24 protein-coding genes are annotated in these 25949 nt (G+C 63.8%); 9 read left to right on the top strand and 15 right to left on the bottom strand.

Going from position 1 to position 25949, the window contains the following annotated elements; genetic code table 11:
- Nucleotides 1-50: 50 nt before the first annotated feature.
- The 13 genes from HHL21_RS01165 to flhD form a co-directional block, all read right to left on the bottom strand.
- Complete coding sequence (locus tag HHL21_RS01165; RefSeq protein ID WP_169463437.1) at nucleotides 51-1118, bottom strand: protein-glutamate methylesterase/protein-glutamine glutaminase; 1068 nt, start codon at nucleotides 1116-1118, stop codon at nucleotides 51-53.
- 17 nt (nucleotides 1119-1135) lie between these two features.
- Entirely contained in the window at nucleotides 1136-1744 is a 609-nt protein-coding gene (cheD, locus tag HHL21_RS01160) for a chemoreceptor glutamine deamidase CheD (protein WP_206085495.1), read from the bottom strand.
- Between the two features lie 23 nt (nucleotides 1745-1767).
- Nucleotides 1768-2619, bottom strand: coding sequence for a CheR family methyltransferase (locus HHL21_RS01155; RefSeq protein ID WP_169463436.1), 852 nt, complete (start codon nucleotides 2617-2619; stop codon nucleotides 1768-1770).
- Nucleotides 2620-2684: 65 nt separating this feature from the next.
- The gene (locus HHL21_RS01150) at nucleotides 2685-4412 is read right to left on the bottom strand and encodes a methyl-accepting chemotaxis protein (protein ID WP_169463435.1); all 1728 of its coding nucleotides are present in this window, start codon (nucleotides 4410-4412) and stop codon (nucleotides 2685-2687) included.
- Nucleotides 4413-4436: 24 nt separating this feature from the next.
- On the bottom strand, nucleotides 4437-4937 hold the full coding sequence (locus tag HHL21_RS01145; RefSeq protein ID WP_169463434.1) for a chemotaxis protein CheW: 501 nt from the start codon (nucleotides 4935-4937) through the stop codon (nucleotides 4437-4439).
- Between the two features lie 34 nt (nucleotides 4938-4971).
- Entirely contained in the window at nucleotides 4972-7143 is a 2172-nt protein-coding gene (gene cheA / locus HHL21_RS01140) for a chemotaxis protein CheA (RefSeq protein WP_169463433.1), read from the bottom strand.
- A 54-nt stretch (nucleotides 7144-7197) separates the two neighbouring features.
- Nucleotides 7198-7563, bottom strand: coding sequence for a response regulator (locus tag HHL21_RS01135; protein WP_169463432.1), 366 nt, complete (start codon nucleotides 7561-7563; stop codon nucleotides 7198-7200).
- A 64-nt stretch (nucleotides 7564-7627) separates the two neighbouring features.
- The gene (locus tag HHL21_RS01130) at nucleotides 7628-8176 is read right to left on the bottom strand and encodes a chemotaxis protein (RefSeq protein WP_169463431.1); all 549 of its coding nucleotides are present in this window, start codon (nucleotides 8174-8176) and stop codon (nucleotides 7628-7630) included.
- Nucleotides 8177-8203: 27 nt separating this feature from the next.
- Nucleotides 8204-9139 (bottom strand): flagellar motor protein MotB, encoded by a 936-nt coding sequence (gene motB / locus HHL21_RS01125; RefSeq protein ID WP_169463430.1) that lies wholly within the window; start codon nucleotides 9137-9139, stop codon nucleotides 8204-8206.
- A gap of 56 nt (nucleotides 9140-9195) precedes the next feature.
- Complete coding sequence (gene motA / locus HHL21_RS01120) at nucleotides 9196-10056, bottom strand: flagellar motor stator protein MotA (protein WP_169463429.1); 861 nt, start codon at nucleotides 10054-10056, stop codon at nucleotides 9196-9198.
- A 158-nt stretch (nucleotides 10057-10214) separates the two neighbouring features.
- Entirely contained in the window at nucleotides 10215-10985 is a 771-nt protein-coding gene (locus HHL21_RS01115; protein ID WP_169463428.1) for a class I SAM-dependent methyltransferase, read from the bottom strand.
- A 37-nt stretch (nucleotides 10986-11022) separates the two neighbouring features.
- The gene (flhC, locus tag HHL21_RS01110; protein WP_169463427.1) at nucleotides 11023-11571 is read right to left on the bottom strand and encodes a flagellar transcriptional regulator FlhC; all 549 of its coding nucleotides are present in this window, start codon (nucleotides 11569-11571) and stop codon (nucleotides 11023-11025) included.
- A 58-nt stretch (nucleotides 11572-11629) separates the two neighbouring features.
- The gene (gene flhD, locus HHL21_RS01105) at nucleotides 11630-11947 is read right to left on the bottom strand and encodes a flagellar transcriptional regulator FlhD (RefSeq protein WP_169463426.1); all 318 of its coding nucleotides are present in this window, start codon (nucleotides 11945-11947) and stop codon (nucleotides 11630-11632) included.
- 644 nt (nucleotides 11948-12591) lie between these two features.
- Between flhD and kynU the strand changes: the two genes are divergently transcribed.
- The 9 genes from kynU to HHL21_RS01060 all read left to right on the top strand — a co-directional run bounded on the left by kynU (nucleotide 12592) and on the right by HHL21_RS01060 (nucleotide 22384).
- Complete coding sequence (gene kynU / locus HHL21_RS01100; RefSeq protein ID WP_169463425.1) at nucleotides 12592-13839, top strand: kynureninase; 1248 nt, start codon at nucleotides 12592-12594, stop codon at nucleotides 13837-13839.
- Nucleotides 13840-13857: 18 nt separating this feature from the next.
- Nucleotides 13858-14703, top strand: coding sequence for a tryptophan 2,3-dioxygenase (gene kynA / locus HHL21_RS01095; protein ID WP_169463424.1), 846 nt, complete (start codon nucleotides 13858-13860; stop codon nucleotides 14701-14703).
- 504 nt (nucleotides 14704-15207) lie between these two features.
- Complete coding sequence (locus HHL21_RS01090) at nucleotides 15208-16548, top strand: sigma-54 interaction domain-containing protein (protein ID WP_169463423.1); 1341 nt, start codon at nucleotides 15208-15210, stop codon at nucleotides 16546-16548.
- A gap of 360 nt (nucleotides 16549-16908) precedes the next feature.
- The gene (locus tag HHL21_RS01085) at nucleotides 16909-18771 is read left to right on the top strand and encodes a hypothetical protein (protein ID WP_169463422.1); all 1863 of its coding nucleotides are present in this window, start codon (nucleotides 16909-16911) and stop codon (nucleotides 18769-18771) included.
- 84 nt (nucleotides 18772-18855) lie between these two features.
- The gene (locus HHL21_RS01080) at nucleotides 18856-19275 is read left to right on the top strand and encodes a hypothetical protein (protein ID WP_169463421.1); all 420 of its coding nucleotides are present in this window, start codon (nucleotides 18856-18858) and stop codon (nucleotides 19273-19275) included.
- 2 nt (nucleotides 19276-19277) lie between these two features.
- Nucleotides 19278-19958 (top strand): C39 family peptidase, encoded by a 681-nt coding sequence (locus HHL21_RS01075; protein WP_169463420.1) that lies wholly within the window; start codon nucleotides 19278-19280, stop codon nucleotides 19956-19958.
- 9 nt (nucleotides 19959-19967) lie between these two features.
- Entirely contained in the window at nucleotides 19968-20444 is a 477-nt protein-coding gene (locus HHL21_RS01070; RefSeq protein ID WP_169463419.1) for a hypothetical protein, read from the top strand.
- A gap of 24 nt (nucleotides 20445-20468) precedes the next feature.
- On the top strand, nucleotides 20469-21800 hold the full coding sequence (locus tag HHL21_RS01065; RefSeq protein WP_229495775.1) for an acetate kinase: 1332 nt from the start codon (nucleotides 20469-20471) through the stop codon (nucleotides 21798-21800).
- A 56-nt stretch (nucleotides 21801-21856) separates the two neighbouring features.
- Nucleotides 21857-22384 carry an RBBP9/YdeN family alpha/beta hydrolase gene (locus tag HHL21_RS01060; RefSeq protein ID WP_370659648.1) on the top strand — a complete coding sequence of 176 codons (528 nt, stop codon included), beginning with the start codon at nucleotides 21857-21859 and terminating at the stop codon, nucleotides 22382-22384.
- A gap of 36 nt (nucleotides 22385-22420) precedes the next feature.
- Here the strand turns inward: HHL21_RS01060 and htpG are convergent, their stop codons facing one another.
- Both htpG and HHL21_RS01050 read right to left on the bottom strand, forming a co-directional pair.
- A complete protein-coding gene (gene htpG / locus HHL21_RS01055) occupies nucleotides 22421-24340 on the bottom strand; it encodes a molecular chaperone HtpG (protein WP_169463417.1) in 1920 nt (639 codons plus the stop codon).
- Between the two features lie 71 nt (nucleotides 24341-24411).
- Nucleotides 24412-25896 carry an aminotransferase-like domain-containing protein gene (locus HHL21_RS01050; RefSeq protein WP_169463416.1) on the bottom strand — a complete coding sequence of 495 codons (1485 nt, stop codon included), beginning with the start codon at nucleotides 25894-25896 and terminating at the stop codon, nucleotides 24412-24414.
- Nucleotides 25897-25949 lie beyond the last annotated feature (53 nt).

Genomic DNA, 25949 nt, shown 5'->3' with positions numbered 1-25949 from the left:
TTTTGTTGCTCTACGGCGATCAAACTGGGTGCGAAATAGAGCGAAACGGATCAAACACGCAACGCCCGGCTGCCATGCGTTGCCAGATAATTAAGGACCATGCCCGGCAATGCATGCAAGGGACCGACTTCGTGCGTTGCGCCAAGGGCGATCGCTTCGCGCGGCATGCCGAACACGACGCAGGATGCTTCGTCCTGGGCGAAGTTGTAGGAGCCGGCATTTTTCATGTCGAGCATGCCGGCGGCGCCGTCCTTGCCCATGCCCGTCAGGATCACGCCGACCGCGTTCTTGCCGGCCGACAGAGCGGCCGAGCGGAACAGCACGTCGACCGACGGGCGATGCCGGTTGACCGGGTCGGTCTGTTCGATCCTGGTGACGTAGTTGGCGCCCGAACGGCCCAGCAGCAGGTGCGAGTGGCCCGGCGCGATGTAGGCGTGGCCGGGCAGGATACGCTCGTCGCCGGCCGCTTCGCGCACGCTGATCTTGCACAGCGAATCGAGGCGGCGCGCGAACGACGAGGTGAAGCCTTCCGGCATGTGCTGGGCGATCAGGATGCCCGGGCAGTCGGACGGCATCTGCATCAGGAATTCGCGGATCGCTTCGGTGCCGCCGGTGGAGGCGCCGATGATGATCAGCTTTTCCGACGAGGTCAGCGGGTTGCGGATGGCCGGCAGCGCGCCGGCGGCGCGTTCGGCGGTCGGCACGCTGCGCGCGCTGATGCGCGCCTTGGCCGCCGCGCGGATCTTGTCGGCGATCAGTTCGGTATATTCGCGCATGCCGGTCTGGATCGAGATCTTGGGTTTGGTAACGAAATCGACCGCGCCCAGTTCCAGCGCGCGCATCGTGATTTCCGAACCGCGTTCGGTCAGCGACGATACCATGACCACCGGCATCGGACGCAGGCGCATCAGCTTCTCCAGGAAGTCGAGGCCGTCCATCTTCGGCATCTCCACGTCCAGGGTCAGCACGTCCGGGTTGGTCTGCTTGATCAGCTCACGGGCGACCAGCGGGTCGGGCGCGACGCCGACCACTTCCATGTCGGGCTGGCTGCCGATAATTTCTTTCATGACGCTGCGGATCAGCGCCGAATCGTCCACGATCAGTACCTTGATCTTCATAAGGCGGGCTTTCAGTATTAGAACAGGTCGATCTCGCCACCGACGGGCTGGACCTTGAGCCTGCTGGCGTAGTCGAGTTCGCGGCGGGCCAGCGTATCGTTGTGGGTTTGCATCAGTTTCTTGACGAGCACCTTGCCGGTGCGCGGGAAGAAGTACACCTTGCGCGGATAAATATCGTTCAGGTCTTCGGCCAGCACGCGGATGCCCTCGGTCTTGAGGAACTTCATGACGAAGTCCGCATTCCGCTCGCCGACGTTGATCGCGGTAAAGCCGCGCAGCACGGCGCCGCCGCCGAATACCTTGGCTTCCAGGTTTTCGCGCCGCGCGCCCGACTTGAGCAGGTCGTTGATCAGGACCTCCATCGCGTAGGAGCCGTAACGCATCGAGGCCGATACCGGGTTGTTGACGTCGCCGCCGCCATCCGGAAGCATGAAGTGGTTCATGCCGCCCAGGCCGGTGACGCGGTCGCGAATGCAGGCCGACACGCAGGAGCCCAGCACCGTCACGATCAGCATGTCCTTGCCGGTGTAGTAGTACTCGCCAGGAAGGATCTTCGCGGCGTCGCAGTCAAACGTCCTGTCGTAATAGACGTTAGTCGCGAATTGCTCTCTCAGTTCGATTGCCATGATTGTTTCTCATTTCACTGCTGCTATCGGGAAGCGGCGCGAGCGTCGAGCTCATACACCGTTTTGCCACGCAATTTCAAGGATTCCGATACGTACAGGAAATTCTCCGAATGGCCGGCGAACAGCAATGCGTCCGGCTTCATCAGCGGTACAAAGCGCGCCAGGATCTTGCGCTGGGTCGCCTTGTCAAAATAGATCATCACGTTGCGGCAGAAGATGACGTCGAACTGCCGGTTCAGCGGCCAGCCGTCGGCCAGCAGGTTGAGCTGCTTGAAGCTGACCAGGTTGCGCAACTCGGGACGCACCCGCACCATGCCCTCCTGGGCGCCTTTGCCGCGCAAGAAGAACGTCTTCAGGCGCTCCGGTTCCAGCTTGCCGATGCGGTCGAGCGCATACACGCCGTTGGCGCCGACCGACAGCACATTCGTGTCGATGTCGGTGGCGATGATCTGCACCGGCGGCGTCAAGGTGTTGAAGGCTTCGCATACGGTCATCGCGATCGAGTACGGCTCCTCGCCGGTTGAACTGGCCGAACACCAGATCGTGATCGGCTTCTCGCGCACCTTCTTCACATGCTCGGCCAGCAGCGGGAAGTGATGCGCCTCGCGGAAGAACGAGGTCAGGTTGGTGGTGAGCGCATTCGTGAACGACTGCCACTCCTCGCCCAGGTGGCCGGCCTCGAGGTCGTCGAGGTAGCGCGTGAACGAGCCGATGCCGGTCGCCCTAAGACGCCGCGCGAGGCGGCTGTAGACCATTTCCTGCTTGCTGTCAGCGAGCGAAATACCTGCACGCTGGTAGATCAGTGCGCGGACACGCTCGAAGTCACTCTTCGTGAAGGTGAATTCTTTGACCGTTTCCGGTTTTGTTGGCGGCACTTTAATAACCTCATGTTCTTTTACAGGACCGCTCTTGCGCCGGGTTGGCCCGCCCACCCTAACGTTTAAAACTCTTCCCAATCGTCGCCCGCCACGGCTGCAGCAGCCACCTTCTTCGGCGCCGCTTTTACCGAGGGCTCGACCCGCGGCGGCGCCACTGCTTTGCGTACCGGGGCCGCCACGCGCGCCGCCGGCGCAGGCGCCGAACGCACCGGCGCTGGCGCCGCACGCAGCGCGCGCCGGTCGTCGCCATTGAGCTTGAAGATGCTCACCGCTTCGGCCAGCCGCAGCGACTGCTCCTGCATGCTCTCGGCCGCGGCCGCCGCTTGTTCGACCAGCGCCGCGTTCTGTTGCGTCATCTCGTCCATCTGGGTGATGGCCTGGTTGATCTCTTCGATGCCATGGCTCTGTTCCGCCGTGGCCGCGGTGATCTCGCCCATGATGTCGGCGACCTGGCGGATCGACGTGACCACCAGGTCCATGGTCTGGCCGGCTTCGTCCACCAGCCTGCTGCCGGTATCGACCTTGTCGACCGAGTCGCCGATCAGTTCCTTGATTTCCTTGGCCGCGCCGGCCGAACGCTGCGCCAGGTTGCGCACTTCGGCCGCCACGACCGCGAAACCGCGGCCCTGTTCACCAGCGCGCGCCGCTTCCACCGCCGCGTTCAGCGCCAGGATGTTGGTCTGGAACGCAATCCCGTCGATGACACCGATAATGTCGACGATCTTGCGCGAGCTTTCCTTGATCGAGCCCATGGTATCGACCACCTGGGCCACCACGCTGCCGCCCTTGACGGCCACCGACGACGCCGATACGGCAAGCTGGTTGGCCTGGCGGGCGTTGTCGGCGTTCTGCTTGACGGTGCTGGTCAGCTCTTCCATCGAGCTGGCCGTCTCTTCCAGCGAGCTGGCCTGGGTCTCGGTGCGCGCCGACAGGTCGGCATTGCCCGATGCGATTTCCTGCGAGGCGACGGTGATCGTCTCGCTGCCGGTGCGTACCTCGCCGACCGTGCGCGCGAGGCTTTCGTTCATGTCCTTCAACGCCTGCAGCAGGTCGGTGACTTCGTCCTTGCCTTCGACGTGGACCTGCGAGGTCAGTTCGCCCGCCGCCACTTTCTGGGCGACGCCGACCGCGTTGACCAGCGGTTTGGTGATCGAGCGGGTCGTCAGGATCGAGCCGACGGTGCCGATCGCCACTGCCAACGCGCCCAGCGCGAACAGCATGATGTTCAGGCGGCGGTCGCTCTGCGCGGCGCTGGCGATGAATTCGCGCGTGGCGGCCTGCTGCATCTCGACCAGCTTGTTCATCCCTGCCAGCGCCTGCTGGTTGAGCGGGTCGATGCGGTCGGCCAGCACCTTGGCGGCGCCTTCGGTGTCGAACGCCATGACCAGCGCCGACGCTTCCTTGAATGCCGCGTCGACCTTGGCCTCGATGCCCGCCAGTTCGGCCAGCACCGCCTTCTCGCCGTCCGACAGTCCGGCCGCTTCCAGCGCGCCGCGCGCCTCGTCGTAGCGCGTGTCCTGCGCCTTGACCCGGGCTTCTTCCTTCTGCATCAGCTCGACGTTCGCCTGCAGGCCGATATTGCGCATGGCGATACCGGTTTCCAGCATCGTGCTCTTCATCGTCGCGATAAGCAGGTTCTTCGAGTTGGCCTGGTCGAGGCCCGCCATCAGCTGGTCCTTGTTACGGGCATTGATGGCGGTGGCCGCCAGCAGCATCGCCACCAGGATCAGCAGGATGCTACCGAAGCCCATCGCAAGGCGGGTGCCGATCTTGAAAGCGCGCAGGTTCATTATTATTTTCCTTGTAAGGGGATCTTATGCCGCCAGTTTTTCGATCAGGCCCATCTCGTTGGACGACATCAGCTTGTCGATGTCGACCAGGATCAGCATGCGCTCGTCGATCGTGCCCAGGCCGATCATGTAGTCGGAGTTGAAGGCGGAGCCCATTTCCGGCGCCGGCTTGACCTGGTCCGGGGTCAGGGTCGTCACGTCGGACACGCTGTCGACCACCATGCCCATGATGCGTCCGCCAATGTTCAGGATGATCACGACGGTGAACTGGTCGTACACCGGGGTGCCGAGGTTGAACTTGATGCGCATGTCGACCACCGGGATGATGATGCCGCGCAGGTTGATCACGCCCTTGATGAATTCAGGCGCGTTGGCGATGCGGGTCACCGCTTCGTAGCCGCGGATTTCCTGCACTTTCAGGATGTCGATGCCGTATTCTTCCGAGCCGAGCGTGAAGGCCAGGAATTCGTTGCCGGCGCCATCCTTGGCGTCGCCGGTCTTGAGTGTGTTCAGGGTGATGGACATGATGAATTCCTATTCTGGGTAATCGCGAAAAAAATTAAGAGAAAATAATGTCGTCGGCCAGCTGGCGCGACGAGCGGATCAGCGCCGATACATCGAGAATCAGCGATACGCCGCCGTCGCCCAGGATGGTGGCGCCGGAAATGCCGGTGACCTTGCGGTAATTCGATTCGAGGTTCTTGACCACGACCTGCTGCTGGCCGACCAGGTCGTCCACGAACAGCGCGGCCTTGCGCCCTTCCGACTCGAGGATCACGACGATGCCCTCGCACGGATTGGTAAAGCGCGGCGCGATCTCGAACATCTGGTACAGCGGGATCAGCGGCAGGTATTCGCCGCGCACCTTGATCACGCGGCCGCGGCCGGCGATTTCCTTGATGTCGTCCGGCGCCGGCTGCAGCGACTCGACCACGAAGCCGAGCGGCAGGATGTAGACTTCCTCGCCGCAGCGGATCGACATGCCGTCCAAAATCGCCAGGGTCAGCGGCAGCGAAATCGAGATGGTGGTGCCGAAGCCGCGCGCCGAGCGGATGTCGACGCTGCCGCCCATCGCGGCGATATTGCGCTTGACGACATCCATGCCGACGCCGCGCCCGGAGACGTCGGTGACCGCTTCGGCGGTCGAGAAGCCCGGCGCGAAAATCAGCTGCCAGACTTCGGAGTCGGTCATCGCATCGGACACTGCGATGCCGTTCTCGGCCGCCTTGGCCAGGATCCGTTCGCGATTCAGCCCGCCGCCGTCGTCGGCCACCTCAATCATGATATTGCCACCCTGGTGGGCCGCCGACAGGAACAGGCGTCCGGTGTCGGTCTTGCCCGCGGCGCGGCGCACTTCCGGCATTTCGATGCCGTGGTCGATGCTGTTGCGGACCAGGTGGGTCAGCGGGTCGACGATGCGCTCGATCAGGCCCTTGTCCAGTTCCGTGGCGGCGCCGTTGGTGATGAAATCGACCTTCTTGCCAAGCTTGCCGGCCAGGTCGCGCACCATGCGCGGGAAGCGCGAGAACACGAAGTCCATCGGCATCATCCGGATCGACATCACCGCTTCCTGCAGGTCGCGCGTGTTGCGGGTCAGCTGGCTGACGCTGTTGAGCAGGCGCTCGTGCACCATCGGGTCGAGCGAATCGCTGCGCTGCTCGATCATCGCCTGGGTGATCACCAGTTCGCCGATCAGGTTGATCAGCTGGTCGACCTTCTCGATCGACACCCGGATCGACGACGATTCGGCGCCATGCGCGACCGCCTTGTCGTCCTTCTTCACGACCAGCTTCTTCTCGGCTGCCGCGTCGGTCTCCAGCCCTTCGGCCGTGGCCTGCACCGCCTTGGCGGCACGGTTGGCCGTCGCGGCGGCGCGGATTTGGTCAATCGGCTGGAAGAAGCCGTAGCCGCGCTCGTCGTCGCTCAGCTCCGGGCCGGCTGCCGGCGCGTCGTCGGCGTCGAAGAAACCATAGCCCTGGTCGCGCTCCACCTTGGCGCGCGCGGCGTCCTCGATCGCGCGCTGCTCCGGGGTCAGCGCCGGCGCTTCAAAAATCTTCAGGTCGTCCGGGTCCAGCACGAACGAGCAAATGGCGATGATGTCGTCCAGGCTTTCGTGCGTGGTGACGATGATCGCCGAGCAGCCGCCGGCGAGCGGCGCCACCGACACGCGGCCCAGCAGGCCGACTTCAGCCGCCAGCGCGTTGACCTCGCGCTGCTCGACCTTCGGCAGTTCGATGCGGAAGCGGCGCGCGCCTTCGGCTACCGCCGATGTGGCGGTGCCGCCCAGCGCGAACGAGGCGACCGGCGCCGCGGCGGCGGCCACCAGCGGAGTGCCGCCCAGATCGTCCTGCGACAGCTCCTGCAGCATCATGCGCACGTTGGCGACCGCGTCCTGGTCGACCGCGGCGCCGTTGCGATGGCCGTCCAGCTGCATCTTGAGGATGTCCTTGGCCTGCAGGAACGCGTCCACGTGTTCGGCGGTGAGCGGCATCTCGCCCTTGCGGATGCGGTCCAGCAGCGACTCGAGGATGTGCGTCACTTCGGTCATGTCGTTCAGGCCGAACGTCGACGCGCCGCCCTTCACCGAGTGCGCCGTGCGGAATACCGCATTCAGGTCCTCGGCGTCGGGCGCGCCGATGTCGACGGCCAGCAGCAGGCGTTCCATTTCAGCCAGCAGCTCTTCGGCTTCATCGAAGAAGACCTGGAAAAACTGGCTTATGTCGATGGTCATGATGGAACTCCATGAATTTCGCGATGCATCATTGCTCGTGCTCCCAGCCGTTGATCAGCCGATTACTTTTTTGACGACTTCGATCAGGCGTTGCGGGTCGAACGGTTTCACCAGCCAGCCATTGGCGCCGGCCGCGCGGCCCTTCGACTTCATTTCGTCGGACGATTCGGTCGTCAGCATCAGGATCGGGGTCTTCTGGTACTCAGGCAGCTCGCGCAGCAGCTTGATCAGCGCGAGGCCGTCCATGCGCGGCATGTTCTGGTCGGTCAGGACCAGGTCGACGGCCTGCAGCTTGGCCTTTTCCAGGCCGTCCTGGCCGTCGACCGCCTCGACCACGTTGTAGCCGGCGGCCTTCAGGCTGAAGGCGACCATCTGGCGCAGCGAACTGGAATCGTCGACTGCGAGAATTGTTTTTGCCATCTTTGTGCTCCTGCTTTTTTTAAGATCGGGGCGCGTGCGCCCTGCGGTGGTTTAACGTAAGGGACTAGAACAATTCTATGTCGCCGCTTTCCAGATGCTGCTGATTGACTGCTTTCCGCAAGGCGCTGCGCAATTCCAGCGACTGGATCGCCAGCGCCATGCTGACTTTGCCGAGCAGGTCGACGATTTCCTCGCTGCCGCTTTCGGGCAGGATATGTTCGCCGTGCGCGCCGACCGTGTCGAGGAATTCGCGCAGCCCTGTCACGCGCTTGAGCGTGCGGTCGAGCAGCTGGCTGGTCATGTCCTGGAACTGCATGCTGGTGATCGCCGCATTCACATGCAGGCCGATCTCGCCCGACATGGCGCCCAGCCGCTCGCTGTCTTCCGCGCTCGGGGTCTGGCCGGCCAGCAGCATGTTGATGGTGCCCTGGCGGTCGCCCACCGCGGTGTGGATCGCCATGAAGCTGGTGGTCAGCTTTTCGATCGCTTCTTCCAGCAGCACCTCGGTCTGGCGCAGGTCGGTTTCAACCTCGGCCAGGTGGCGGCGGCCGTGATCGGACACGCCCGACAGCAGGCGTTTGACATGCGACCCCAGTATTTTTTTTCTTGGCATTGACTTCTCCAGTTCCCTATCCGACCGTCATTGCGCGGCAGGCGCTGCCGGCGCGGTTCCAGCGGCCTGCGCTCCCGCGCCAGCCTCGACCTCGATCGAGGCGCTGTCGCGCATGACGGCTTCTTCTGTTTTCTTGTTCATCACGATGATGCTGATGCGCCGGTTGATCGGATTGAACGGATCGAGCTTGTCGAGGTGGGCGGCCGAGGCCAGTCCCACCACGCGCAGGATCTTGTCGTCCGACAGGCCGCCCATCACCAGTTCGCGCCGCGAGGCGTTGGCGCGGTCGGCCGACAGCTCCCAGTTGCTGTAGCCGGCGTCGCTCATGTAAGGCGTCGAATCGGTGTGGCCCGACAGGCCGACCTTGTTCGGCACTTCGTTCAGCACGATCGCGATCACGTGCAGGATCTCGCGCGTGTACGGCTGCAGTTCGGCCTTGGCCAGCTCGAACATGGGCCGGTGCTTCTCGTCGACCACCTGGATGCGCAGGCCTTCGCTGGTCATGTCGATCAGCAGCTGGTTCTTGTACTTCTTGAGCAGCGGGTTGGCTTCGATCACCGCTTCCATCTTGCCCTTGAGCATGCGCAGGCGCGCCGCTTCCTCGCGCTCGACCATCGCCTTGGCGGCCTTCAGGTCGTAGGTCTTCTTCTCCGGGATGGTCTCGCCCTTCTTGACCTGGCCGGTGCGGCGCGTCATGTCGGTGCCGCCGCCCTGGATCACCGACGAGCTGTCGCCGCTGCCCGAGCCGCCCGACATCGCCACCTTCAGCGGGGTCTGGAAGTATTCGGAGATGCCGTTGAGGTCGCCCTTGGTGGTGGAGCCGAGCAGCCACATCAGCAGGAAGAAGGCCATCATCGCCGTCACGAAGTCGGCGTAGGCGATCTTCCACGCGCCGCCATGATGGCCGCCCGCGGTCTTCTTGATGCGCTTGACGATAATCGGGCGCAGGCCTTCATCCGCCATAAGGGCTCCGGGTGGTGTTGTTTACACTAGACATTGTGGATAGGCCGGATCGCAGCTTACTTCGCTTTCGATTTCTTGATGTGCTCTTCCAGCTCGGCGAAGGTCGGGCGTTCGGTCGAATACAAGACCTTGCGGCCGAACTCGACGGCCAGCGCCGGCGCGTAGCCGTTCAGGCTGGCCAGCAGCGTTACTTTGACGCACTGGAACATCTTGGCCTCTTCTTCCAGCTTCTGTTCCAGCAGGCTCGACAGCGGAGTGACGAAGCCGTAGGCCAGCAAAATACCGAGGAAGGTACCGACCAGCGCCTTGGCGATCAGGATGCCCAGCTCGGCCGGAGGAATGCCGACCGATTCCATGGTGTGGACCACGCCCATCACGGCGGCAACGATACCGAAGGCCGGCAGGCCGTCGCCGATCTTGGCGATCACGTGGGCCGGCACGGCGCCTTCGTGGTGGTGCGTCTCGATCTCGTTGTCCATCAGGTTTTCGATCTGGAAGGCGTCCATGTTGCCCGATACCATCAGGCGCAGGTAGTCGGTCATGAACTCGACGATGTGGTGGTCGGCCAGCACCCCAGGGTACTTCGAGAACAGCGGGCTCTCGTCCGGGCTGTCGATATCGCTTTCGATCGACATCAAGCCTTCCTTGCGCACCTTGGAGAGCACGTCGAACAGCAGCGACATCAGCTCCATGTAGAGCGCCTTGGTATGGCGTGAACCCTTGAGAACGGTAGGAAGCGCCGTCATCGTCGCCTTGATCGCCTTGCCATTGTTGCCAACAAAGAAGGCACCAACGGCGGCGCCGCCAATCATCAGCAGCTCAAGCGGCTGGAACAGGGAGGCTAGGTGGCCGCCAGTTAAGGCAAAGCCGCCAAACACCGATCCGATGACGATGACGTATCCGATAATGACTAACAACAGGTACTCCCAAGTGGAATTTTGTTCTGGACGATGCGATGCGCGAAGGCGTGATGCGGGTCAGGTGACGCGGTCAGCATTCAACTCAATTATTTACGTACGGAATCACAATAACTTGAGAATGACCACCGGGCAAGTAAAAAGGCCTGTTTTGTCTCTTAAAAGTGCCATACGAAAACATTTGGTCCGCGGCCTATTGGCGCAATGGTAAGGTCCGGTGCTTTTCCCGTTATCAAAAATTCATAACTGACTAAAACCGAACCCGGGCGCATTTCGGCGCTTGCCTTGCGCCACAGCGCGCTCATCGCGGCCGGCGACAGGTAGGCGAATACCAGGTCGTAGTCGCCGAAATCGAGCTGCTCATAGTCGCCGCGGATGAAGCTGGCGCTGCTGCCGATGGCGGCGGCGCGGATGCGGCTGGCCAGCCATGGCAGCGGGGCCAGTTCGATGCCGGTGAAGCGCGACTCGGGGCGGCGCCGCGCCAGGTCCAGCACTAGCCCGCCGAGGCCGCTGCCGATATCGATCATCGACACCGCGCGGCCGGGCGGCAGCAGCGCGGCGACCTCGTCCCAGGCGCGCTTGCCGGACGGGTAATACGGCACCTGGGTGCGGAAAGTCGACCAGTACAGTGTGAGCAAAAAGACAAAAGCGGCCAGGAATAGCAGCGGCGGCAGCGCCAGCATCAGCGCGCCGTACAGCGCCAGCGGAAAAGCCAACTGGATCGCGCACCACCAGCGCGCCAGGCCGCGCCACCAGGTCAGGCCGGCGGCCAGCACGCCATGGACAACAGCGGCGCCGAGGTAGGACACCGGGACGCCGGCGCGCGCCAGCAGGAACACCACGGCAAGGGTAGGTGCGAAGGCGCCGGCCTGGATCAGCAGCGCCTGCAGCGCGGGGGTGCGCCAGATGCGCAAAAGGGCAAGGCTCATGCCCTGCCCTTCAGCTGGAATACGGGAGTCGCGGAAGTCACGCTGCCAGCAGCGCCTCGGCTTCGCGCGACTTCTTGGTCTTGCCGGCGCGCGAAGGCATATGGCACAGGCCGCACAGGTAGCCGTGGTTCAGGTCGAGGCAGTTGACGACGAACTTGCCCTGGCATTTGGCGCACGGGGCGACGGCCAGCATCTTGCTATGGAAGAAGCGCACCAGCGTCCACGCGCGGGTCAGCGACAGCACCGGTTCGGCGCCGGCTTCCGGCGGCATTTGTTCGAGGTACAGCTTGTACGCCTTCATCACAGCCTGGATGCCGGCAGCGCCGGCGTGTTCGACCAGGAATTTGTGGATATTGATGAACAGCGAGGAATGGATGTTCGGCTGCCAGGTCAGGAACCAGTCCGCCGAAAACGGCAGCATGCCCTTTGGCGGCGACATGCCTTTGAGTTCCTTGTACAGCTTGAGCAGGCGCTCGCGCGACAGCGAGACTTCGGTTTCGAGCAACTGGAGGCGGGCGCCGAGCTGGATCAGTTCGATCGCAAGCTGGATTTCCTGCGCTTCGGACACAACGCTTTTCTTAGTCATTACCCTACTCCCCGACGATTTAACCAAAGATGCTGCTGACTACGGCGACTTAAGTAACTTAAGCGATTTCTTCGACTGGCTGGCCGGCCATCAGGATGGCGGCGTGGGACTGGGCCAGCGAACGGTCTTTATTGTAGTTGGTCAGCATCGACAGGATGGCGCCGTCGTCGAAGCGGAAGCGGGCCAGCATCATGTTGCCGCCTGCCAGCTTGAGGATCTGGGCGTTGCTCATCGCTTCGATCAGGTCGGCGATTTCAGCGGAGATGCCGAGACGGAAGATTGCGGTGACCTTGTCGGCACGGATCATCTGCTGCGCGAGCATCAGGTAGCTCAGGTTTGCATCACGAATTTCCGCCATCATGTCGTTCGCCGTCATTTCCATCTCCTTGAATCCGTTTTTCCGTGGTCCGCTGTGCGAACCGCCGTGTTTGTATTGCCGATGAGATAGATTCTGGACTCACGGCAACAAACCGGGAATAGGCGGGAGCCTGTATTTTGGGTGAGGGAATGGCGAAGTCGATCCGTAGGTGTTCGTCTGACAGACGCCCTCGAATCGTGGTCGCGCCCCTATGAAACAGGGGCGGAAATAAGTTGTGTTTACGGCTCGATAGCGGCACCTGGCGGCGCGGACATTTCGTCGTCTTGTACCGTTTACGTCAAACTTTTTAAGAACTTTAGGGTCAATCTTGAATTTTTTTGATGTTTCTTCAAAATTCCTGGCGCCCCGCGTCTGAGTCATTAACGTCAGCCGTTCCGGGAACTTTAGGGTCCTGAGCAGATATTTTTGAAAATTCATCAAAAAACATGCCGACTTCCCCTGTCTGAACCGGTTACGGCTGAGTTTGGCCAAACTTTAGGGGCAGGCCGAACGTTTTTTCAATTTCTTACATTCAGTTGGCGAACCCGGCCGATTCCGATACAGAATGTCGCCGTGAATGAAAAAAGGAGTATCGTTTCACTACCGACATCCCGAATTTTCTTGGTACACTCGCTGCACTTTGCATTTGACTAAGGCGGCCCATGACCACCCAGCAAGACTGCGTTGCCCTCGACGCCCACGACGCCCTCGCCCCGCTGCGCGCGCAATTCGACCTGCCTGACGGCGTCATCTACCTGGATGGCAATTCACTGGGCGCACGGCCGAAGGCTGCGCTGGAGCGCGCGCAGCAAGTGATCGCCCGTGAATGGGGTCGCGACCTGATCCGCAGCTGGAACACCGCCGGCTGGTTCGACATGCCGCGCCGCCTCGGCGACAGGCTGGCCCCGCTGATCGGCGGCAAGGCCGGCGAAGTGGTCGTCACCGACACCACCTCGCTGAACCTGTTCAAGGCGCTGGCCGCGGCCGTGCACCTGCAGGCCGATGGCCCTAACGCCGCGCGCAAGGTCATCGTCACCGAGCGCAGCAACTTCCCCACCGATATCTATATGGCCCAGGGCCTGGCCAGCTGGCTGGACCGCGGCTACAGCGTGCGCCTGGTCGATTCGGCAGAACAACTGCCGGCCGCCGTCGACGCCGACTGCGCGGTGCTGATGCTCACCCACGTCAACTACCGTAGCGGCTACCAGCACGACATGGCCGCCCTCACCGCCCACGCCCATGCTAAAGGAGCAGTCACGGTCTGGGACCTGGCCCACTCGGCCGGCGCGGTGCCGCTCGACCTGCATGGCGCCAACGCCGACTTCGCGGTGGGCTGCACCTATAAATACCTGAACGGCGGCCCCGGCTCCCCGGCCTTCATCTGGGTGCCGGCGCGCCACCAGGCCCGCTTTACCCAGCCGCTGACCGGCTGGTGGGGCCATGCCGCGCCGTTTGCGATGGCGCCCGACTTCGTGCACAGCGAAGGCATCGGCCGCGCCCTGTGCGGCACCCAGCCGGTAGTGTCGCTGGCGATGGTCGAGTGCGGGCTGGAGATTTTCGAGCAGGCCGGCATGGACGCGATCCGCGCCAAGTCGCTGGCCCTGACCGACCTGTTCATCGCGCTGGTGGAACAGCGCTGCGGCGCCCACCCGCTTGGCCTGGTGACGCCGCGCGAGCACGCAAGGCGCGGCAGCCAGGTCAGCTTCACCCACCCGCACGGCTATGCGGTGATGGCGGCGCTGATCGAACGGGGCGTCATCGGCGACTACCGCGAACCGGCCATCATGCGCTTCGGCTTCACGCCGCTGTACACCAGCTTTGCCGACGTCTGGGACGCGGTCGAGATCCTGCGCGACGTGCTTGACCGCGAAGCCTACGACATCCACGCCAGCCGCGGCGCCGTTACTTAATACAGAGAGAGTCCTGCCATGTCCAATGAAGAGAAAAAGTGCCCGGTATCGTGGCACGGCGCCAAGATGGATTTCACCGAGGCGATGAGCTACGGCGACTACCTGGGGCTTGACCAGATCCTGTCGGCCCAGCACCCGCGCTCGCCGAACCACAACGAGATGCTGTTCATCGTCCAGCACCAGACCAGCGAACTGTGGCTCAAGCTGATGCTGCACGAGATGCAGGCGGTGCGCGCCAGCCTGCGCGCCAACGAGCTGGCGCCGGCCTTCAAGATGCTGGCGCGCGTGGCCCGCATCATGGACCAGCTGGTGCATGCGTGGGACGTGCTGGCCACCCTGACGCCGCCCGAATACACCGCGATCCGCCCTTACCTGGGCGCGTCGTCCGGGTTCCAGTCGCACCAGTACCGCGAACTTGAGTTCATCCTCGGGAACAAGAACGCGGCGCTGCTGGCCGTGCACACCAAGGCCACCCAGGCCTACGAGGTGCTGGAACGCGAGCTGCACGCGCCGTCGGTCTACGACGAGTCGGTGATGCTGCTGGCGCGCAGCGGCTTTGCCATCGCGCCCGAGCGCCTCAGCCGCGACTGGACCCAGCCGACCGAAGCCGACGAGTCGGTCAAGGCGGCCTGGCTGGGCGTCTACCAGGACCCGGACAAGTACTGGGCGCTGTACGAGCTGGCCGAAAAACTGGTCGACCTCGAAACCGCATTCCGCTTCTGGCGCTTCCGCCACGTGACGACGGTGGAGCGCATCATCGGTTTCAAGAGCGGCACCGGCGGCACCGCCGGCGTCAGCTACCTGCGCAAGATGCTCGACGTGGTGCTATTCCCTGAATTATTCGCAGTCCGCACATCGCTGTAATTGCCGGCGCCCGTATTATCGCTAACCCAAGAATACGATAGCGATACCGCGGGCGAATTTGCGCCAATCCGCAATTGACTGAGCTTCCGGATAATATCCCGGACGCCTTGAAATATAATCATATTGACCGGCGAGATACTGCTGACTGATCATAACACTTTTGCCCGCACGGTATCAATTTCCGATTATCATTCGTTCCCTCCTGGCGCTGCCCGCGGCCATTGCACGCACGCCACCCCGCTGCTATTTTGCGACGCGCTGTTGTTGTTTTATCGACGCGACAATAAAAAAATTGCATATACATGAAGAATCACTCCGATCCGGGTATAAACTTAACCAGTCGCATATAATCCCGCCGCCATTCCATCCGGCCGGGTTATATATTCCGCAGAGAGGTTTGCTCGCCCAGATGAGCGCGCATTCGAGTGCGGATACGCTTATATTATTTACCGGTGCGCCGGCGAGGTCGTTGCGCGCGTCGGTACCGGTTGCAGGAATACGAGCATGGGCATCAAACGGCTTTTATGCATCTCTCCTGGCGGCGCTGCGGCGGTACATGCGCGTTGCGGCCCGCTGCGCGACTGGGACCTGTGCATTGTCGGCACCCTGGCCGATGCCGCCCGCGCGCTCCACCAGCAGCGCTACCTGGCCGGACTGCTGCTCGATAACGGGGGCGGCAACGCCGCTGCGCTCGACGTGTTCTTCCGCGCCCACTGGCGCACCCGCTGGGTCGGCGTGTTCGAGGCGGGCCTGATGGACAACGCCTGCTGGCGCGACCTGGCCAGCGACCACCTGTGCGACTTCCACACCTGGCCGGTCGACCCGGTCCTGCTGAACCACACGCTGGGCCACGTGCACGGCCTGGCCGACCTGCGCGAACGCAGCGCCCGGGGCGCCAGCGCCGACAGCGCCCACGCACTGACCGGCGACAGCCCGAGCGTCGTGCGCCTGCGCGCCCAGATCCGGCGCATCGCCAGCGTCGGCGCACCGGTGCTGATCTGGGGCGAGAGCGGCAGCGGCAAGGAAGTCACCGCGCGCGAAATCCATGACCATTCGCCGATGGCGGCCGGACCGTTCGTGGCGATCAACTGCGGCGCCATGCCGGCCAGCCTGATCCAGACCGAACTGTTCGGCCACGAGCGCGGCGCATTCACCGGCGCGGCCAAGGAAAAGCAGGGCCTGATCGAATCGGCCAACGGCGGCACCATCTTCCTCGATGAAATCGCCGACCTGCCGAAAGAACTGCAGGTCAACCTGCTGCGCTTCCTGCAGGAGAAAACCATTTACCGGGTCGGCGGCACCCGCAGCATCCCGGTCGATGCGCGCGTGATCGCCGCTTCCCACGTCGACCTGCAGGACGCGGTGGCGCACGGCGCCTTCCGCGAGGATCTGTACTACCGGCTCAGCGTCATCCCGATCAACGTGCCGCCGCTGCGCGAGCGCGCCGACGACCTGACCACGCTGGCCGAACACTTCTTCAGCCAGTACTGCAACGAAAAGAGCCCGCAGCTGAAAGGCTTTTCCAACCGCGCGCTGCACGCCATCCGCAGCCACGACTGGCCCGGCAACGTGCGCGAACTGATCAACCGCGTGCGGCGTGCGATGGTGCTGGCAGAAGGCGAACTGATTACCCCCGAAGACCTGGGCCTGAACCACATCGGGCTCGGCCCGGTGACCGGGGGCCTGGACACATCGCGCGCCAGCGCCGAGCGCAACGTCATCTGCGCCTGCCTTGACCGCACCGGCCGCAACATCAGCAAGACCGCGCGCGAACTGGGCATCTCGCGCGCCACCCTGTACCGCCTCCTCAGCAAACACAGCATCGGCGTGCGCGCCGCCGGCTGAAATCCCCCTTGGTCCGTCGCGGCGACTGTATCGCTGCTGACGCACTCGTAGGACATCACCCCGTTTTTCCAGCCGCTGTCCAGTGCGCTTCCTCCTGTGGCGGGCATGCTTCGCACCTGCCCTGCGATTGACCTGAACACTTGAGACACAGGTGTGTCGCATGAATGAGACAGCTCAAGGAAACGAAATATCGCGCGGGCAGCGAATTCGGCCCGGCGCGCAGAAAAATGCGTTTGCCCCTGTGAAAAATCAAGGAGTTAAGCGCAATTTCATACGTGGCACTGTCCTTGCTAAAGACATTCTTGCTCGGTCGCTTAAGGCGAGCTTATTAGTTACTTAATCAACGGGAGGGGCTATCTCATGAACAAGACATCAATTGCGGCCGCAATCGCAATGGCGTTCAGCATGGCAGCGGCGCACGCGGTCGAACCGACAAACAAGGTAAAAGACGGCGTCTCGGGCGGAAACACCCAGAACGCTACCAGCAACAACACCCAGTCCGGTACCGGGGCCATGGCAAGCGACAACGCCCGGTCGCGCAATGACAGCAGCAGCAACCGCGACAACGACCAAAGCACCGGCCAGAACAACAGCGATGGCGATGCGGACGCCGATGGAGTCGGCGCAGCTGCCGCCAACAACGGCGCAACGGCCACCTCGAATGCGTCCAATGCCTTTAACGACGCTACCGCAACTGCAACCGGCACCCTGCGCGGTACGGTCAGCGACAACGATATCCGCGATATCGGCAACAGCGCCCGTAACTCCGGCGATGCCAATGGTGGAAAAGGGATTGGCGGCGACGGCGCCAAGGGCTACGGCGGCGATGCCGAAAGCGAAGGCGGCGACGGCGGCAAGGCCATTGGCGGCAAAGCATCGTCCGGCTCGTCCGGCGGCGACGCCTATGGCGCCAACGCCAAGAACGGCGAAGTCGAAGCCGGCGACGCTGACGCCGGCAGCGGCGGCGACGGTGGCAATGCCAGGGGTGCCCGTACCGGCGACGGCGGTGGTGGAAACGATGGCGGCAACGGCGGCGACGGCGGCCGTGCAGGCGGCCGCAACAGCGGCGGCGACGGCGACGATGGCGGCAACGGCGGCGACACCGGCAATGCCAATGGCGGTAGAGCCGGCAGTTCCAACGGCGGCGACACCGGCAATATCAAAGGCGCCAACGGCGGCGACAGCGGCAGTGGCGGTGAAGGCGACGGCGGCGGTGGCGGCGACAGTGGCGACACCAACGGCGGCTATGGCGGGAAAGCAGGCGGCGGCGGCGACGGCGCCAAGGGTGGTTCCAGCGGCCGGATCGGCAGCACCGAGCTCGACGCACGCAATGGCTCCGACAGCGGCAACACCGATGGCGGCAATGCCGACAGCGGCAACACCGATGGCGGCAACAGCGATGCCGGCACTTCCGGCCGTCGCAACGACAACAACACCGGCACTTCCACCGGCGGCGCTGGCACGGGTGGTGCGGCCACGGGTGGTGCGGCCACGGGTGGTGCTTCCACGGCGGGCGACGCCACTGCAACGACCGGCGCAGCGACCTCGGGCGGTGGCGGTGCAGGCGGCTCGGGCGGCGGCGGCGGCACCGGCGGCGACGGCGCTGCTGCCACCTCCACGGCAGGTAACGGCGCAGCCGGCTCAGGCGGCGCCAGCGGCGGCGCTGGTGCTGGCGGCAATGGTACCAACACTGGCGGTGCCGGCGGCGGCTCCACGGGTGGCGCAGGTGGCACCAATACCGGCGGTGGCGGCGGAGCAGGCGGATCCGGCGGTGCCGGCGGCACCTCGACTGGCGGTGATGGCGCTGGCGGCGGTGCTGGCGGTGCAGGAGGCTCGTCCGGAGCCGCTTCCAACAGCGGCGGTGCAGGCGCAGCGGGCGGTGCGGCAACCGGCGGCAATGCGACTGGCGGCACGGCAACTGCCGGCACCAACAACGCTGGCGCCGGCGGCGCGGGCGGCACTGGCGGCACGGCCACCAGCGGCGCAGGCGGCGATGGCGGTACCAATACCGGTGGAGCTGGCACTGGCGGCGCTGGCGCGGCCGGCACCGGCGGCAGTGGCGGCACCAACAATGTGACCGCAGGCAGCTTCGATATGTCCAACACCATGACAAGTGCTGGTCAGTCGGCAGCCGGTATCATGCAGGTAGTCCAGAACAACGGATTCTCCTCGCTGATCCAGCAAAGCAGTGTTGTTCAGTCCAACCTGACGTTGGGCCAATAAGCTGTCCCCCCGCGGCCCGGCGTTCGCGCTGGGCTGCAAACAAGCGCTCCGCCTGCGGGCGGAGCGCACCCGACGGGAGCCAAGATGAAAACATCGATCACAGTTGCGGCGCTGCTGGCGCTGGCACTGGGCGCGTCCGGGGGCACCTTGGCCGGCCCCCCGCCAGAGCCCATGCCAGGCGAAGCTGCTGCAGCCGCACCCGCAACCGCACCGCCACCCGCACCGGCGCCAGCCAAAGATGCTGTCGCACAGGTCGCCAAGGCAGCACCTGAAACCCGCCTCGAAGAGGAGCGCGGCGGCGATTCGAACGTGTCCACCGTAAATAACAAAGCAGATTTGAGTGGCGTTGTCACCGGCAATACCGCGATCAACGTGGTGACCGGCAACAACATCATCGATTCCGGGTCCTTCGCCAACATGAGCGGCATCCCCATGGTCATTCAAAACAGCGGAGCCAACGTCCTGATCCAGAACGCCACTGTCGTCAACCTGCAACTCAGATGATTATGCGATCCACACTTTATCCGGTCCTGCTGACGTTGGCGATGGCGCTGGGGCCGCCGGCGCAGGCCATCGAATTCGGCGTCGGCAGCCTTCAGGTCAAGATTCCGGTGACGTCCATCAAGCAGGCGCGCATGGCCACGACCACGCGCCAGCAGTTCGACTTCAGCTGCGGCTCGGCCGCGGTGGCGACGCTGCTCACCTATCACTACAACCGTCCGGTCACGGAACACGCGGTATTCGAACAGATGTTCCGCGACGGCGACAAGGCCAAGATCCGCACCCAGGGCTTTTCCCTGCTCGACATGCAGAAATTCCTGGCCACGCGCGGCCTGCGCGGCGACGGTTTCAAGCTTCCGCTCGAAAAGCTGTTCGAAGCCAAACTGCCCGCCATCGTCCTGATTTCGGACAGGGGCTACAACCACTTTGTGGTCGTCAAGGGCATGGCCGATGGCCGCATCCTGATTGGCGATCCGTCGCGGGGAACGCGAGCGATGTCACTCAACAATTTCCAGCAAATCTGGAAAAACAAGCTGCTGTTCGTCATCCACGGGTACAACGGCATGCCCGAATTTAACGGCGCCGCCGACTGGCGTGCCGCGCCAATCGCCCGCCTGGATGACCCGGTCAGTAGAACCGCACTGGACATGGCGACACTGCCGCGTTTCGGTCCGGGGGAATTTTAGGGGAATACCATGGACACGCATCCCTGTTTGATGGGCGTGGCGCTGTTGTTAGCCCTCACGCCTGCAGCCGCTTCCCAGGAAGGCTGGGAACCGGTGTCGGCCGAAGTGCTGGAGCAGTCGCGCGGCGGATTCACCACGCCGGCCGGCCTTGAAGTATCGCTTGGCATCCAGCGCGTGGTGACCATCAACGGCGACGTCGTCGCGCGAACCTCGTTGCAGATTGCCGACATCCGCGCCATGACCAGCGCCGAAGCGCTGAACGCACAAGAAGCGCTGGCGGCGACCACGCTGGTACAGAACGGGGTCGGCAATGTGTTCACCGGCGACGGCATTTCTGGTACTTTTATACAGAATTCTCTGAGCGACCAGATAATTCGCAGCCAGACGGTGATAAGCTCTAGCGTGAACAGCACCATGCTGCTGAAGGACCTGAATTTCAACCAAAGTGTGCGCGACGCAGCGCTCCAGGGGATCGGAGCACTCTGAGCGCCAAGACCCAAGGAGAAATACATGCATCGATCACCCGCCTGGCGTTTGAGCTGTGCCGGTCTTACTGCAGTGATGCTGGCTTCCGCAACCCAGGCGCAGGTAGCGCCTTCTCCGCAACCGCTGGCGGCGCAACTGGCAAAGCTGCGCGCGCAACTGGATGAACAACGTGCGCTGATCGAAAAACTGTCGTCGGAGCTGGAACAGATCCGTGGCGCCGACGAAGGCAAGCTTGCCGACGAGCGTGGCACCGGCCAGGCGCCGGCGCCAAGTGCGGCACCGGTAACGCCGCAACCGGCCGCTGCCCAGGCGCCCATGCCGGTGGCGGCGCCGCCCGCGGTAGCGGCGGCCGTCGCGCAGAAGGAGCAGGTCGGCGAGCCACCGCGCAAGGATGGCCGTCCGCCCGAAGTGGCGCCCCTGTTCGAACAGCCCGGCATCCTGACCCAGCGCGGCAAATACATCCTCGAACCCTCGATCCAGTTCGGCTACTCCTCGAACAACCGGGTGGCGCTGGTCGGCTACACCATCATCCCTGCCCTGCTGATCGGCCTGATCGACGTACGCGAGGTCAAGCGCAACACCCTGACCGGATCGCTGGCATTCCGTACCGGCCTGTCCAACCGGCTTGAAGTCGAAGCCCGGGTGCCCTATGTGTACCGTTCCGATTCCACCGTCAGCCGCGAACTGTTTACCGGCACGGCGGTGGAACGCGTGTTCGAAACCAGCGGCCGCAATGTCGGCGACGCCGAGTTCGCGGCGCGCTACCAGCTTAACAATGGCGGCGCGGACAAGCCCTATTATGTCGGCGGCCTGCGCATCAAGAGCCGTACCGGCAAGGACCCGTTCGAAGTCATTACCGACTGCAACACGCGCTGCGTGGGCCCCAACGCTACCGGCACCGGCCTGCCGCTCGACCTGCCGACCGGCTCCGGTTTCTATTCGATGCAGCCGTCGCTGACCTGGCTGTTCCCGTCCGACCCGGCGGTCTTCTTCGGCACCGTCAGCTACACCCACAACTTCAAGCGCAGCAACGTCAGCCGCACCGTGCTGGGCGGCGAGAAAGAACTGCTGGGCGAGCTGAAACCGGGCGGCGTCATCGGCTTCAACTTCGGCATGGGCCTGGCGCTGAACGACAAGGCATCGGTCAGCATCGGCTACGACCACAGCTCGGTCGGCCGCATGAAGCAGAACGATATTACGGTGCCAGGATCGGTGCGCACCCAGCTGGGAACGCTGCTGATCGCCTACTCCTACCGCCTGAACAACAAGCGCAGCCTGAACGTCTCGGTCGGGGCCGGCGTCACCCGCGACACGCCGGACGTCTCGCTGACGCTGCGCATGCCAACCACCTTCTAGCCGTAGAATAGGGGGATGGAAACGACCGAACCAGCGGGGGCTCGATGGAATGCGACGTGATTATCCTGGCCGGACTGTGGAACTCCGGGCCGCAGCACTGGCAGACGATGTGGGAGCAAAAGCACCCGGAATGGAGGCGCGCTGCCCACCGGGACTGGAACAATCCGGAATGCGATGAATGGGTGGCCGAGGTGGACGCCGCCATCGCCGAATGCGAAGGTCCGCCGGTGCTGGTGGCGCACAGCCTGGCCTGCGTCACGGTGGCGAAATGGGCCGCTTCCGGTTCGCCGTTGAAGGTCGCCGGGGCTTTCCTGGTCGCGCCGAGCGATGTCGACGCGCCGGCCTATCCGGCCGAAGCGGTCGGATTCCAGCCGATGCCGATGGAGAAGCTGCCGTTTCCAAGCATCGTGATGGCCAGCTCAAACGATGAATACGTGACGCTCGAACGCGCGCGCGCCATCGCCGCCGCGTGGGGCAGCAGGTTTGTGGAGATCGGCGAAGCGGGACATATCAACGGGGCCAGCGGATACGGCGAGTGGCCCGAGGGTGAGCGGATGTTGATGGAGTTTTGCAGGCAGTTGTAAATCGTCGTTCCCGCTTTCGCGGGAACGACATGACTCTTACTTTGCGGTTGACAGCAGCATCTCGTTCAGGCGCTTGACGAACGAAGCCGGATCCGACAGCGAGCCGCCCTCCGCCAGCATCGCCTGGTCGAACATGATGTGCGACCAGTCCGCGAACCTCGCGCTGTCGGCGTCTTCATACTTGAGGCGCGTGACCAGCGGGTGATTCGGGTTGATCTCGAGGATAGGCTTCGATTCCGGCGCGTCCTGGCCGGCCGCCTTCAGCATGCGCAGCAGGTTCCCGGACAGCTCGTTCTCGTCCGCCACCAGGCAGGCAGGCGAATCGGTCAGGCGGAAGGTGACGCGAACGTCCTTGGCCTTGTCGCCCAGCGCCGCCTTCATCTTCTCGACCAGCTCCTTGTACGAGTTCTCGGTCTCCTCGTGCTGCTTCTTCTCGGCTTCGTCTTCCAGGCCGCCCAGGTCAAGGCCGCCCTTCGCCACCGACACCAGCTCCTTGCCTTCGAACTCGGTCAGGAACGACAGCATCCACTCGTCCACGCGGTCGGTCAGCAGCAGCACTTCGACGCCCTTCTTGCGGAAGATCTCGAGGTGCGGGCTGTTCTTGGCCGCGATGAAGTTCTCGCCGGCGACGTAGTAGATCTTGTCCTGGCCTTCCTTCATGCGTCCGATGTAGTCGGCCAGCGCCACGGCCTGGTCGCTGCTGTCGCTGGCGGTGGAGGCGAAGCGCAGCAGCTTGGCGATGCGGTCCTTGTTGGTCGCGTCCTCGCCGATGCCTTCCTTGAGCACCTGGCCGAACTCGGTCCAGAAGGTGCTGTACTTGTCCTTCTTTTCCTGCTCGTCGGCGTTGGCCAGTTCCTCCAGCATGCCCAGCACGCGCTTGGTCGAGCCTTCGCGGATCACCTTCACGTCGCGCGACTCCTGCAGGATCTCGCGCGAGACGTTCAGCGGCAGGTCGTTCGAGTCGATCACGCCTTTAATGAAGCGCAGGTAGGCCGGCATCAGCTGCTCGGCGTCGTCCATGATGAAGACGCGCTTGACGTACAGCTTGATGCCGCCGCGCTTGTTGCGGTCCCACAGGTCGAACGGCGCGTGGCTAGGCACGTACAGCAGCTGGGTGTACTCGCTGCGGCCTTCGACCCGGTTGTGGGTCAGGGTCAGCGGGTCCTGGAAGTCGTGCGACACGTGCTTGTAGAACTCGTTGTACTGCTCCGGCGCGATGTCGGCCCTGTTGCGGGCCCACAGCGCGCTGGCCTGGTTGACGGTCTCGAATTCATCCTTCAGGACGGTCTCGCTTTTCTCCGCGTCCCACTCGTCTTTCTGCATCAGGATCGGCAGCGAGATGTGGTCGGAGTATTTACGGATGATCGACTTCAGCTTCCAGCTTGAGAGCAGCTCGTCCTCGCCTTCGCGCAGGTGCAGGGTGATGTCGGTGCCGCGCGATGCCTTCTCGATCGCCTCGACGCTGTAGTCGCCCTCGCCCGCCGATTCCCAGCGCACGCCTTCGCTGGCGGCCGCGCCCGCGCGGCGGGTGTCAACGCTGATCTTGTCGGCCACGATGAAGCCCGAGTAGAAGCCGACGCCGAACTGGCCGATCAGGGCCGCGTCGGCCTGCTGGTCGCCGGACAGCTTGCCGAAGAATTCCTTGGTGCCCGACTTGGCGATGGTGCCCAGGTGCGAGATGACCTCGTCGCGGCTCATGCCGATGCCGTTGTCGGCGATGGTGATGGTGCGCGCGGCCTTGTCGAAGGTGACCTTGATCTTCAGTTCATGGTCGTCGCCGTACAGGGCGTCGTTGTTGATCGCTTCGAAGCGCAGCTTGTCGGACGCGTCGGACGCGTTCGAGATCAGCTCGCGCAGGAAAATCTCCTTGTTCGAGTACAGCGAGTGGATCATCAGTTGCAGCAGCTGTTTAACTTCAGCCTGGAAGCCAAGGGTCTCTTTTTCGGCGATTGCCATATTATTCCTCGTATGAAACAAGTAAGTGGGGTTGAACGGATTGGGGCCATATTGGGATGGCAAGCACATTTTCAAGAGCTGCCCAACTCCCTCTCCAGGAACGCCCAGATACGCGGCTCCTGCATCGCGGCCACATTCAGCCGCATGCGGGTCGAAGGAAGCTGGCTGGGTGAAAACAGGCTGCCCGGAGCGAGCAGGATATCCGCGGCCATGGCGCGTTCGGCCAGCAGGTTGGTATCGATGCCGGTGTCGACCCAGGCAAACATGCCCGCCGCCGGCGCCGGGCCGGCGGCGAGCCCGCTACGTTCCATTTGCCTGAACACCTTGCCGCGCACAGAATCGAGCCGGGCGCGCACCCGGTCGAGGTGCTTGCGGTAGACCCCTTCCGACAGGATCTTGTAGGCGACCCGCTCGCCGATATCGCTGCTGGTCAGCGTGGCCAGCATCTTGCGGTCGGCCAGCCGCTGCGCCAGTTCCGCCGAGGTGGCGATGAACCCGACCCGCAGGTTGGCCGCCATCGACTTCGAAAACCCGCCCAGGTAGATCACCCGGTCGAGCTGGTCCAGCGCCGCCAGGCGAGTGGCCGGCTGCACCGCGCTACCGGGATGGAGGTCGCAGTAAATGTCGTCCTCGACGATCGTGAAGCCATGCTCCTCGGCGATACGCAAGACCTGGAACGCCTTGGCCGCTGACAGCGACGTCGAGGTGGGGTTGTGCAGCACCGAGTTAATCACGTACAGCCGAGGCTTGTGCAAGGCCGCCAGTTCGGCCAGCCTGGCCAGGTCGGGACCGTCGGCGAGGCGCGGTATGCCGACCACCCGCGCCCCGGTCGCCGCAAAGGAGCCGAACATCAGGAACCAGGCCGGGTCGTCGACGAAGATGGTGTCGCCCGGGCGGGTGAATTCGCGCGCGACCAGGTCGAGCGCCTGCGTCACACCCACCGTGGTGACGATCTGGTGCGGCGCGGCTTCAATCTCCAGCTCGGCCAGTTTCAGCTGGAGCTGCTGGCGCAGCGGCAGGAAGCCCTGCGGCGCACCGTAGTTGAGCAGCAAGCTGGCGTGCTGGCGGCCGACGCTGCGCAGCGCATTGGCGATGCCGGCGCCGTCGAGCCACTCGGACGGCAATACGCCAGAGCCCGGCACATCCTGCATCGGCACCGCGCGGAACAGGTTACGGATCAGCCAGACGACGTCGAGCGGCCTCGGGTCGCCAGGATCGGACGCGGCAGCCAGCATGGGCGCGGCCGAGCGCTCCCCGGTATTCAGCGGCGAGCGCTCGCGCACGAAGAACCCGGCGCCGCGGCGCGACTCGAGGTAGCCCTGGGCAACCAGCTTGTCGTAGCTGGCCACCACCGTGAAAGCAGAGACGCCGTGGGATGCCGCAAAGCGCCGGATCGACGGCATGCGGCTGCCGCCGCGCAGCAGCTTGTCGTCGATCCTTGCGCGGATCGAACGGACGATCTGGTCCATCAGCGTTTCGCCGGCGCCGCGCGCCATCAGCGGCGCGATCAGGGCAGCGCCAGGCGCACCGGCAGTCGCGTTTTGTGTACTGGCCATATGTCCGTAACAGTATGTGCGATTATTTGGAAAAGTGTATTGGCTCTGTATTG

This window comes from Massilia polaris (assembly GCF_012927275.1).
In the GTDB taxonomy this organism is placed as follows: domain Bacteria; phylum Pseudomonadota; class Gammaproteobacteria; order Burkholderiales; family Burkholderiaceae_D; genus Telluria_A; species Telluria_A polaris.
The sequence above is the reverse complement of the archived record's forward strand: the minus strand, read 5'-3'. Positions and strand labels throughout refer to the sequence as shown.